Source organism: Delftia sp. RIT313, assembly GCF_000632165.1.
GTDB lineage: Bacteria > Pseudomonadota > Gammaproteobacteria > Burkholderiales > Burkholderiaceae_C > Comamonas > Comamonas acidovorans.
Genome location: NZ_JFYT01000063.1, coordinates 38,777 through 50,011 on the forward strand (window position 1 = coordinate 38,777; position 11,235 = coordinate 50,011).

The following is an 11,235-nucleotide window of genomic DNA, read 5'->3' on the forward strand; positions in this document are numbered from 1 at the left end:
TCGTTTGTTTTTATTGTTCAATATGGTTTTGCTTATGCCGCACCACGCCTGAATCCATGCCGCAAAACCGCACTGCATCGTCCGCTGCCCAACTGGCCCACCGCATGGCCACGCGCCTGAAGATGAAGCATTTGCTGCTGCTGCGCTCCATCAGCGAGCTGGGCACGCTGACCCGCGTGGCCGAGCGCATGGCCACCAGCCAGCCCGCCGTGACCCAGGCCCTGGCCGAGCTGGAGTCGTTGTTCGGCGCGCCGCTGTTCCTGCGTTCTGCGCGCGGCATGGAGCCTACGGAGCTGGGCGCGCTGGTGCTGGCGCGCGCCCGGGGCATGCTGGCCGATCTGGACCATTGGGCCCACGACATCGAGGCCGTGGGGCAGCAGCGTGCGGCGCACCTGCAGGTGGGTGTCATCCCCTTCCTGCCGGCGCGCATGCTGGCCGATGCCATCGGCAGGACGCGGCCGCAGGGCCGGCGCATCACGGTCACGCTGCATGAGGACACCAGCGACCGCCTGCTGCAAAAGTTGCGCGCACATGAGCTGGACTGCGTGATTGGCCGCGCCTCGGCCGTGCTGGACATGAGCGGCATACGGCACAGCGTGCTTTATGAGCAGGAGCCTCGCCTGATCGCCCACCGCAGCCTGGCCACGCGGCTGGGGCGCCGGCCTCTGCAGTGGGCCGAGCTCACGGGGCTTGACTGGGTGCTGGGCCAGCGCCGCACGCCCATGCGCGAGCAGATCACCGACTTTTTTCTGCGCGCGGGCGTGGAGCCGCCGCCGCCGTTTGTGGAAACACTCTCGGCCAAGGTGATCGGCGAACTGGTGGCGGCCAATGAGCGTGCCGTGTCCATCGTGCCGGCCGACATTGCCGAGGAACTGGTGCGCATCGCGGGCGTGGGCATTGTGCGCCACCGTTTCGGCTGGACCCTTCCGCCTATCACCCTGTTCGAGCGCAAGGCGGGCGGGCAGTACGAGGAGCAGCGCCTGTTCGCCCAGGCGCTGAAGGAGGTTTGCTCCGATCAGGATTGACTGGTGGCCGGCTTGAAGAGCGCAGCCAGCAGCGGCGCCAGCGTGGGAAATTCCAGGGCAAAGCGGGCGCGGTCCACGAAGAAGGCCTCGCAGGCCACGGCGAAGAATTCGGCGGGCGCCGTGGCGCCATAGCCGTCCAGCCAGGGCCATTCGCCACCAAAGCGCTCGGCGATGGTGATCTGCTCACGGAAGGCGTCGTAGGCCGGTGCCCAGGCGGCCTGCCATATCTCGCGGGCCTGGCGCGCGGAGCTGCTGCCCATGAAGCCCGGCGGCAGGGGCGGGCAGCCGTCGGCACCGCCGTTGCGCATGTCGATCTTGTGGGCGAATTCATGGATCACCACGTTGGCTACCTGGCCGCCGTGACCGTGGTGGCTGGCATGCGGCCCGCGGCCTGCGCCAATGGCCTGCCAACTGAGCATGACGGGGCCGCCATGCATGGCCTCGCCCATGATCACTTCGTCGTAGTCATGGATGACGCCGGCCTCGTCCATGCTTTGGCGCCGTGCCACGGCATCGCCCGGGTGCACCACGATGCCGACAAAGTCGTCATACCAGGACAGCGCGCCCTGCGGCTCGCCCCAGTGCAGCAGGGGCAGGCAGGCCTGGGCGGCAATCTCCAGGGCCATGGCATCGCTCACTTGCAGGCCGTGGGCGCCGTGGAAGCGCTTGCGCTGCAGGAAGACGGCGGCCAGGGCGCGCAGCTTGGATTGCTCCTCCAGCGTCAGCGACGCGAGAAAAGGGTAGGCGGCCAGCGTGGACAGCCACAGCGGCGCGGGAATCTCGGGCACTGGCGACACCGTGGAGCGTGCGCGGCGGCCCAGTCTGCGGACCCAGCGGCCCAGGTGTTGCCAAAGGCTCATGGCGGGCTGGCCTGTTCAAGAACATCGGACAGCGGCAGGCGCCGCAGGCCCATGCCGCGCTCCCAGCGCAGCACCTCGGCGCGGGGCGCGGGCGCCGCCAGATCCCAGTCGCTGAGCACGATGCGCCGCAGGCCATCGCCCAGGTCATGGTCGGCCGGGCGGTGCGTGTGGCCGTGGATCAGGGCGGTGGCACCTGCGGCATGCAGCCAGCTGCGGGTGGCCTGCGCGTCAAGGTCGGCATAGGTGGGCATGGCGGCGCCATGGCCGTCCGATTCCCGCTTGCGCGACTCGCTCTCCTGCCGAATGCCGCGTGCCTGGTCGCGGCGCACCTGCAGCGGCTGGGCCAGGAAGCCTGCCTGCCAGGCCGCCGAGCGGGCCATGGCGCGAAAGCGCTGGTAGTCCACATCGTCCAGGCACAGGGCATCGCCATGGCTGAGCAGGATGCGCTGGTCGCCGCAGTCAAGCACGGTGGGATCGGTCAGCGTGGTCGTGCCGCACAGCGCATCGAACTGCGCGCCGGTCAGAAAGTCGCGGTTGCCCTGCATGAAGAACAGCGGCGTGCGGGTGGCTGCCGCGCGCATGGCGGTGGCGCATTCGGCCTCGAAGCTGCCCGGCTCCAGCAGGGCGTCGTCACCCACCCAGACCTCGAACAGGTCGCCCAGCAGAAAGACGGCATCGGCCCGCGTGGCGGCCAGGTAGTTCCGGAAGGCCTGCACGGTGGCGGGCTCGCTGGCCTGCAGATGCAGGTCCGAGATGAACTCCAGCGTGCGCCAGCCCGCAGGCAGTGTCCACTCGGCCGCAATGGGCGGCACGGGAAGAGGGCGGGGCGCGGCGGTCTGGGCCATGGGACGGGGCACCCGGCAAGGGCGCTGCATGAAGGGCTGTAGGAGCCTTGGGACGGCTCTGGAGCGGGTCTGTTGTCCATGCGCACGGCCTGGTGCCATGCGCATGGACAACAGGGCGGCCGAACCCGAAAGGGCACGGCCGCCGAGTGTGCGGAAGCGCCTGATTACAGGGCCACGGCCTTTTCGATGATCACGTCATCCTTGGGCACGTCCTGGTGGCCGCCGTTGCGGCCGGTCTTCACGCCACGCAGCTTGTCCACGATCTCGGTGCCCTTGACCACCTTGCCGAACACGGCATAGCCCCAGCCCTGTGCGCTGGGCGAGGTGTGGTTCAGGAAGCCGTTGTCGGCCACGTTGATGAAGAACTGGGCGGTGGCAGAGTGCGGGTCGCCGGTACGGGCCATGGCCAGGGTGTACTTGTCGTTCTTCAGGCCGTTCTTGGCCTCGTTCTCGATGGGAGCGTCCGTCTCCTTTTGCTTCATGCCGGGCTCGAAGCCGCCGCCCTGGATCATGAAGCCATCGATGATGCGATGGAAGATGGTGTTGTTGTAGTGGCCCTTGTTCACATAGGCCAGGAAGTTCTCTGCGCTCTTCGGGGCCTTGGCGGCGTCGAGTTCGATGGTGATGACGCCGTGGTCGGCGATGTGGAGTTCGACTTGGGGATTGCTCATGGCGATTCCTTGTTGGATGGAGGGGAAGGGCGTGCCACGCAAGGCGCGGCGCGCGGTTTACTTGACTTCGGTGGCCGAGAGGATGGTCACCGGCTTGGTGGGTACATTCTGGTGCATGCCCTGGTTGCCCGTGGCCACCGTGCGGATTTTGTCCACCACATCCATGCCCTGGACCACGCGGCCGAAGACGGCGTAGCCGTGTCCGTCAGGCTTGGGCGCGTTGAGCATGTCGTTGTTCACCACGTTGATGAAGAACTGCGAGGTGGCCGAGTTGGGATTGCCCGTGCGCGCCATGGCGATGGTGCCCCGGTCATTCTTGAGACCGTTGTCCGCCTCCAGCGGAATCGGCGCGCGCGTGGGCTTTTCCTTGAGGCTGGCATCCATGCCGCCGCCCTGGATCATGAAGCCGTCCATCACGCGGTGGAACACCGTGCCGTCATAGTGCTTGTCGCGCACGTACTGCATGAAGTTGGCCACGGTCTTGGGGGCCTTGGCTTCGTTCAGCTCCAGCACGATGTCGCCCATGCTGGTCTTGATCTGCACCTTGGGCGTGGCGTTCTGCGCCATGGCGGGCAGGGCGGTGAAAAGGGAAGCGGCCAGGGCCATGCCGGCCAGGGAAAGCGACGCAATGCGGCGTGTGGTCATGCGAATCTCCTGTGAGAGCCAAAGGGCTGGGGGATGGAGTGGGGAAAACCGGGCAGGTTCCTGCGGGTGCGCGCCAGGCATGGCAAGAACCGATCGACCGCCGCACGCGCGCTGGCGCAAGGGCTGCGCGCGTGGGCCGGGGGCCTACTTGGCGGCGGTGACGGGCGCCAGCAGGTCGCGCAGCAGCTTGAGCTTGGGACGCACGCTGGCCGCGCGGCCATCCAGGCCTTGCGCCTTGGAGTAGGCCTCGTAGGCCAGGCGGGCATGAATGTCGCCCAGGTTCTCGTAGGCGACGCCGTAGTTGGGGTTGTTGCGCACGGCGGATTCGAGCGCGGAGCGCGCCTTGTCGAGCTGGTTCTGGCCGGCATATATGACCGCCAGATTGTTGTAGGGCTCGGGCAGCTCGGGATAGTCCTCGATGAGCTGGTTCAGCGCGGCGATGGCCTCGTCTGTCTTGCCGCTGTCGGTCAGTGCAACCGCCTTGAGAAAGCGCATCTGCGGGTCGCGTGCGTTCTTGGCCAGATAGGCATCGGCGCGTGCCAGCGCCTGGGTGCTCTTGCCGTTGCGCAGCAACTGATTCACTTCCGTATAGTCGTCGGCGTGGGCGTGGCCTGTTGCGAGCAGGGCCGCCAGTGCCGCGAGGCGCAGGGCGGAGCGAAACGAGTTGCGTAGAGGCATGTAGGTGCTTTCGGGGCCTCGGGGGAATGCCCCGCGGCGCGGGCTTATACTGCGGTCAATTGTAGCTGAGGGGTGTGCTGGGTCACACGGGCTCTGCGCCTGCCGCTCCTGCTCCCTGCTGAGCATGCCTGCATCGGCGCCAAGGGTCCGGCGGCGCGTGGGACGCGCCCCCTGCAGCGACCCTTTCTCCCCTGATAAACATCCATGAGTTTGCGTATCTACAACACGCTGTCGCGTGCATTGGAAGCGTTTTCGCCAATCGAACCGGGCCATGTGCGCATGTATGTGTGCGGCATGACCGTGTACGACCTGTGTCACCTGGGACACGCACGCTCCATGGTCGCTTTCGATGTGGTGCAGCGCTGGCTGCGTGCCAGCGGCCATCGCGTGACCTATGTGCGCAACATCACCGACATCGATGACAAGATCATCCGTCGCGCCGTCGAGAACGGCGAGACCATCCGCTCGCTGACCGACCGCATGATCGACGCCCTGCACCAGGACGCCGACGCCCTGGGCATCGAGCGCCCCACGCATGAGCCGCGCGCCACCGAATACGTGCCGCAGATGCTGTCCATGATCGGCCGTCTGCAGGACAAGGGCCTGGCCTATCAGGGCACGGATGGCGACGTGAACTTCGCCGTGCGCAAATTCCCCGGCTACGGCAAGCTGTCGGGCAAGTCGCTGGACGAATTGCAGGCTGGCGAACGCGTGGCCGTGCAGGACGGCAAGCAGGATCCGCTGGACTTCGTGCTGTGGAAAAGCGCCAAGCCCGCCGAGCCGGAAGAGGTCAAGTGGGCCAGCCCCTGGGGCGTGGGCCGTCCCGGCTGGCACATCGAGTGCTCGGCCATGGGCTGCGAGATGCTGGGCGAGAGCTTCGACATCCACGGCGGCGGCGCCGACCTGCAGTTCCCGCACCACGAAAACGAGATCGCCCAGAGCGAAGGCGCGACCGGCAAGCCGTTCTCGCAGGTCTGGATGCACAACGGCTTCATCAACGTGGACAACGAGAAGATGTCCAAGTCGCTGGGCAACTTCTTCACCATCCGCGACGTGCTCAAGGAGTACGACGCCGAGACCGTGCGCTTCTTCGTCGTGCGCAGCCACTACCGCAGCCCGCTGAACTACAGCGACGTGCACCTGAACGACGCACGCGGCGCGCTCAAGCGCCTGTACACGGCGCTGAGCCTGGTCGCGCCTGCCGAGGTTGCCATCGACTGGAATCATCCCGCTGCCGCACGCTTCAAGGCGGCTATGGACGAGGACTTCGGCACGCCCGAGGCCGTGGCCGTGCTGTTCGAGCTGGCTGCCGAAGTCAACCGCAGCAAGAGTGCCGAGACGGCGGGCCTGCTCAAGGCATTGGCCGGCTGCCTGGGGCTGCTGCAGGGCGACCCGCAGGCCTTCCTGCAGGCGGGCACGTCGGAGATGGATGCCGGCGCCATCGAGGCGCAGATTGCCGCACGCGCAGCCGCCAAGGCGGCCAAGGACTGGGCCGAGGCCGACCGCATCCGCAAGGCGCTGCTGGAACAGGGCATCGTGCTCAAGGACTCCCCCGCTGGCACGACCTGGGAGGCAGCCGCAAAGGGCTGATCCGTATGCCTTGCCAGATGTGCCGCGCCAGGTGCGGGGAGGTGCTTTGATGGCCTCCGCCAAACCCCTGGACACCATGGATTTCGAGCAGTTGCCGTTGGTGGCTGATCTGCCCGTGCCCGAACAGCAACCGGCCCCGCTGCCGATGGTGACGCTGGGCGCGCGCGCAGGATCGGCGCCTGCGGCCGCCGCTGCCGCTGCCTCCGCTCCCAAGGCCAAGATATCCCTGCCCGCACCGCCCGAGGGTGCCCCGGCCTACTGGGCCGAGGCCTGCCGCCAGCTGGTGCGGCGCGATCGCGTGATGAAGCGCCTGATCCCGCGCTTTGCCCACCTGGCCCTGCAGCCCGGCGGCGATGCCTTCGCCACGCTGGCGCGCTCCATCGTGGGCCAGCAGATCTCGATGAAGGCTGCGCAGACGCTGTGGAACAAGTTCGCGCGCCTGCCCGCCCGCATGGCGCCTGACCTGGTGCTCAAGCTCAAGGTGGACGACATGCGCGCCGTGGGCCTGTCTGCCCGCAAGGTGGACTACCTGGTGGACCTGGCCATGCACTTCACCGAGCACCGCCTGCACCAGGACGACTGGCAGGGCATGAGTGACGAAGCCATCGTGGCCGAGCTCATGTCCATCCGAGGCGTGGGCCGCTGGACCGCCGAGATGTTCCTCATCTTCTACCTGCAGCGGCCCAATGTGCTGCCGCTGGACGATGCAGGCCTGATCTCGGGCATCAGCCAGAACTATTTTTCAGGCGACCCCGTCAGCCGCAGCGAGGCGCGTGAGGTTGCCGAGGCCTGGAAGCCGTGGTGCACCGTGGCGACTTGGTATATTTGGCGCTCGCTCGAACCGCAGCCTGCAGCCTGAAGACAAACCGATCACACCCGATCAACCCCCGTTTTCCGGCCGGAACGCATGCACCGTGCCTGGCTGGGACAAGGAGAAACAAGTTGGCGAAAAAGAACTTTCTGGATTTTGAGCAGCCCATCGCCGAGCTCGAATCCAAAATCGAGGAACTGCGCTACGTGCAGACCGAAAGCGCAGTCGATATCTCGGAAGAGATCGAGCAGCTCAGCAAAAAAAGCCTGCAGCTGACCAAGGACATCTACAGCGACCTCTCGCCCTGGCAGATCACCAAGATCGCGCGCCATACCGAGCGTCCCTACACGCTGGACTATGTGCGCGACTGCTTCACCGACTTCATCGAGATGCACGGCGACCGGCACTTTGCCGACGACCAGTCCATCGTGGGCGGGCTGGCACGCTTCAATGGCATTTCCTGCATGGTCATCGGCCACCAGAAGGGCCGCGACACCAAGGAGCGCACGCTGCGCAACTTCGGCATGACGCGCCCCGAGGGCTACCGCAAGGCCCTGCGCCTCATGAAGACGGCCGAAAAGTTCGGCCTGCCGGTCTTCACCTTCGTGGACACGCCTGGCGCCTTCCCCGGCATCGAAGCCGAAGAGCGCGGCCAGTCCGAAGCCATCGGCCGCAACATCTACGAAATGGCCCAGCTGCAGACCCCCATCATCACCACCGTCATCGGTGAAGGTGGATCGGGCGGCGCCCTGGCCATTGCCGTCGCCGACCAGGTGCTGATGCTGCAATACGCCGTCTACTCCGTGATCAGCCCGGAAGGCTGCGCCTCCATCCTCTGGAAGACCGGCGAAAAGGCCCAGGACGCGGCCGATGCCATGGGCATCACGGCCCACCGCCTCAAGGCCCTGGGCCTGGTGGACAAGATCGTCAACGAGCCTGTGGGCGGCGCCCACCGCGACCCCAAGCAAATGGCAGCTTTCCTCAAGCGCGCGCTGGGCGATGCCTATCGCCAGCTGGCGGACCTCAAGCCCAAGGAACTGCAGGACCGCCGTTACGAGCGCCTGCAAAGCTACGGCCGCTTCGCCGATACCAAGGCCGACAACCGCTGAAGGCCTGCGCCACGCTCTGGCACACTGAACGGCTCCCCCTGGGAGCCGTTTGCTTTTTGCGCCAATCCCTGGCCCGCGTCCTGATACCTCTGATCCAAGCCTGTGGAAATTCCGATCACCGACCCACTGCGCAATGTTCCGGCAGCCGCGCCAGATGCCGCACCAGGTGCTGCACCGGGTGCCGCTTTGGACGCGGCCATCCATCGCTTTGCGCCGCAACTGCCGCTGGCCGTGGCCTTCAGCGGCGGTGCGGACTCCACGGCACTGCTGCTGGCGTGCGCCGAGCGCTGGCCGGGCCAGGTCGTGGCCATCCATGTGCACCACGGTCTGCAGTCGGCCGCCGATGCCTTTGTCGGCCAGTGCGAGAAAGTCTGCGCGCAGCATGCCGTTCCTTTGAAGATTCGCCGCGTGGACGCACGCCACGCGCCGGGCCAGAGTCCTGAGGACGCCGCACGCCAGCTGCGTTACGCAACGCTGATAGAGGCCGCCCGCGAACCCTGGCCTGTGCAGGGCGCCAGCGGAGAGCCCTTGCCGCCCGTTCGCAGCATGGCGCTGGCGCAACATGGGGACGACCAGGTCGAGACGCTGCTGCTGGCCCTGTCTCGCGGCGCCGGTGTGGCCGGGTTGGCTGCCATGCCGGCGCAGTGGAGCAGGGCGGATCTCGAATGGCATCGTCCGCTGCTTGATCTGCCCGGCCAAGTCCTGCGTGACTGGCTTGCGGCGCGTGGCCAGGCGTGGGTGGAAGACCCGACCAATGCCGACGCACGCTATACGCGCAATCGCATCCGCGCCCAGTTGCTGCCCGCGCTGCAGCAGGCCTTTCCCCAGTTTCGCGCCACGTTCGCGCGCAGCAGCCGGCATTGCGCCGAGGCGGCCGAGCTTCTGCAGGAGATGGCGCAGGCCGATCTGGCAGCCATCGGCACCCCCCCCGGCATCACCGCCTTGCAGGCGCTGAGCCCCGCGCGCCAGGCCAATGTGCTGCGCCACTGGCTGCGCAGTGTGCATGCCACCACGCCCAGTGCCGCGCAGCTCGATCAGCTGCTCGCGCAGATCGGCGTTTGCCTTACGCGAGGCCACCGCATCCATCTCAAGATGGGGCGGGGTTTTGTGCGGCGCCTGGGGTCGGTGCTCGATTGGTACAATTGACGAGTTTTGGTCCAACTTTGTACGAAAACCGGCGGCGCGCCAAAACCAAACGGCTTGCGCAAGACGGATCCGGGCGGACATTTCGCTTCATGCGCAGTCCTCTCGAACATCCTGGCTTGCACAGGCATCCCTCTGTCGTACAGCGCCGTGGCAAGCAGTTTCGTCACCCTGATATCCAATGGCACTGATCGTTCATAAATACGGCGGCACCTCGATGGGCTCGACAGAGCGCATTCGCAACGTTGCCAAGCGCGTGGCCAAGTGGGCTCGTGCCGGTCACCAGATGGTGGTCGTCCCCAGCGCCATGAGTGGCGAAACCAACCGTCTGCTGGGTCTGGCCAGCGAGCTGGCTCCCGGCTCGGCCAAAACGGCGTACTACCGTGAACTCGACATGCTGGCCTCCACGGGCGAGCAGGCGTCGTCGGCACTGCTGGCCATTGCGCTGCAGGCCGAAGGCGTGGAAGCCATCAGCTTCTCGGGCTGGCAAGTTCCCGTGCGCACCGACAGCAGCTTCACCAAGGCACGCATCGAGTCCATCGACGACAAACGCGTTCGCGCCGAACTCGACGCTGGCCGCGTGGTCATCATCACGGGCTTCCAGGGCATCGATCCCAACGGACATGTCACCACGCTGGGTCGTGGCGGCTCCGACACCTCGGCCGTTGCCGTGGCTGCGGCGCTGAAGGCGGCCGAGTGCCTTATCTATACCGACGTGGACGGCGTCTACACCACCGACCCGCGCGTGGTGCAGGCCGCCAAGCGCCTGAACACCGTGAGCTTCGAGGAAATGCTGGAGATGGCCAGCCTCGGCTCCAAGGTGCTGCAGATCCGCTCGGTGGAATTTGCCGGCAAGTACAAGGTGCCCATGCGCGTGCTCTCCAGCTTCACGCCCTGGGACATCGACCTGGAGGAAGAATCCACCTCCGGCACGCTGATTACTTTTGAGGAAGACGAAAAAATGGAAAAGGCCGTCGTATCCGGCATCGCATTCAACCGCGGCGAAGCCAAGATCTCCGTTCTCGGCGTGCCCGACACCCCCGGCATCGCCTACGGCATCCTGGGTCCGGTGGCTGATGCCAACATCGAAGTCGATGTGATCATCCAGAACATCAGCAAGGAAGGCAAAACCGACTTCAGCTTCACCGTCAGCCAGGGCGACTACCAGCGCGCCATGGAGCTGCTGCGCGACAAGGTCGTGCCCGCCCTGGGTGCCACCGAAGTCGTCGGCAACCCCAACATCGCCAAGGTCAGCATTGTCGGCATCGGCATGCGCAGCCATGTGGGCGTGGCATCCACCATGTTCCGTGCACTGAGCCAGGAAGGCGTGAACATCCAGATGATCTCCACCTCCGAGATCAAGACTTCCGTCGTCATCGACGAGAAGTACCTGGAGCTGGCCGTGCGCGCCCTACACACCGCCTTCGGTCTCGACAAGCCGGAATAAAATCATCGTTTTGCCGAAACCGGCAAAAAAGCACGTTACAATAACGTCATTCCGGAAACGTGACCGAGTGGCCGAAGGTGCTCCCCTGCTAAGGGAGTATGGGGTGTAGAGCCTCATCGAGGGTTCGAATCCCTCCGTTTCCGCCAGGATAGAAAAAAGCCACCCGCAAGGGTGGCTTTTTTTATGAGAGGGTTGCTTCGGCGGCCTGATCCGGTGGTTGGAGCTGATGCTCTGGTTGCTGCGGTAGGGTTCTTGTTGTTGGCGGGTTGAAAAAACGTGCTACAATGCAAGGCTCTGCTGAAGAGAAGCGATGCAGATCGCTGGTGTTGAAAAGATCGAAGAAATTTGATTGCAACGACGCTAAAAACTGTGCTAGAATTCAAGGCTTCGCTGATCGCAGCGAGTCGGAAG

General features: G+C 65.7%; 11 protein-coding genes and 1 tRNA gene. 7 read left to right on the plus strand and 5 right to left on the minus strand.

The window, feature by feature from the left end:
- Positions 1 to 56: 56 nt before the first annotated feature.
- Positions 57 to 1,025 (plus strand): LysR family transcriptional regulator, encoded by a 969-nt coding sequence (locus tag BW39_RS19605; RefSeq protein WP_043823792.1) that lies wholly within the window; start codon positions 57 to 59, stop codon positions 1,023 to 1,025.
- Here BW39_RS19605 and BW39_RS19610 read toward each other — a convergent pair.
- The 5 genes from BW39_RS19610 to BW39_RS19630 all read right to left on the minus strand — a co-directional run bounded on the left by BW39_RS19610 (position 1,016) and on the right by BW39_RS19630 (position 4,724).
- Positions 1,016 to 1,885, minus strand: a complete 870-nt coding sequence (locus BW39_RS19610) for a zinc-dependent peptidase (protein ID WP_043823793.1) — start codon at positions 1,883 to 1,885, stop codon at positions 1,016 to 1,018. The two genes, BW39_RS19605 and BW39_RS19610, sit on opposite strands and share 10 nt — an antisense overlap.
- Positions 1,882 to 2,730, minus strand: a complete 849-nt coding sequence (locus BW39_RS19615) for a UDP-2,3-diacylglucosamine diphosphatase (protein ID WP_043823794.1) — start codon at positions 2,728 to 2,730, stop codon at positions 1,882 to 1,884. The genes BW39_RS19610 and BW39_RS19615 overlap by 4 nt, the downstream gene beginning before the upstream one ends.
- A 164-nt stretch (positions 2,731 to 2,894) precedes the next feature.
- Positions 2,895 to 3,401 carry a peptidylprolyl isomerase gene (locus BW39_RS19620; protein ID WP_013803376.1) on the minus strand — a complete coding sequence of 169 codons (507 nt, stop codon included), beginning with the start codon at positions 3,399 to 3,401 and terminating at the stop codon, positions 2,895 to 2,897.
- A gap of 57 nt (positions 3,402 to 3,458) precedes the next feature.
- The gene (locus tag BW39_RS19625) at positions 3,459 to 4,046 is read right to left on the minus strand and encodes a peptidylprolyl isomerase (protein WP_013803375.1); all 588 of its coding nucleotides are present in this window, start codon (positions 4,044 to 4,046) and stop codon (positions 3,459 to 3,461) included.
- Between the two features lie 144 nt (positions 4,047 to 4,190).
- Complete coding sequence (locus tag BW39_RS19630) at positions 4,191 to 4,724, minus strand: tetratricopeptide repeat protein (RefSeq protein WP_013803374.1); 534 nt, start codon at positions 4,722 to 4,724, stop codon at positions 4,191 to 4,193.
- 204 nt (positions 4,725 to 4,928) lie between these two features.
- Here BW39_RS19630 and cysS point away from each other — a divergent pair, with 204 nt between their 5' ends.
- From cysS to BW39_RS19660, 6 genes are all read left to right on the plus strand, one after another.
- Positions 4,929 to 6,314 (plus strand): cysteine--tRNA ligase, encoded by a 1,386-nt coding sequence (gene cysS, locus BW39_RS19635; protein WP_013803373.1) that lies wholly within the window; start codon positions 4,929 to 4,931, stop codon positions 6,312 to 6,314.
- 49 nt (positions 6,315 to 6,363) lie between these two features.
- Positions 6,364 to 7,173, plus strand: a complete 810-nt coding sequence (locus BW39_RS19640; protein WP_034391589.1) for a DNA-3-methyladenine glycosylase family protein — start codon at positions 6,364 to 6,366, stop codon at positions 7,171 to 7,173.
- An 83-nt stretch (positions 7,174 to 7,256) separates the two neighbouring features.
- Positions 7,257 to 8,234 (plus strand): acetyl-CoA carboxylase carboxyltransferase subunit alpha, encoded by a 978-nt coding sequence (locus tag BW39_RS19645; protein ID WP_012204428.1) that lies wholly within the window; start codon positions 7,257 to 7,259, stop codon positions 8,232 to 8,234.
- A 186-nt stretch (positions 8,235 to 8,420) separates the two neighbouring features.
- Complete coding sequence (gene tilS, locus BW39_RS19650; RefSeq protein WP_200871530.1) at positions 8,421 to 9,380, plus strand: tRNA lysidine(34) synthetase TilS; 960 nt, start codon at positions 8,421 to 8,423, stop codon at positions 9,378 to 9,380.
- A 178-nt stretch (positions 9,381 to 9,558) separates the two neighbouring features.
- On the plus strand, positions 9,559 to 10,824 hold the full coding sequence (locus tag BW39_RS19655) for an aspartate kinase (RefSeq protein WP_012204430.1): 1,266 nt from the start codon (positions 9,559 to 9,561) through the stop codon (positions 10,822 to 10,824).
- Positions 10,825 to 10,877: 53 nt separating this feature from the next.
- A tRNA-Ser gene (locus BW39_RS19660) sits at positions 10,878 to 10,970 on the plus strand.
- Positions 10,971 to 11,235: the final 265 nt, after the last annotated feature.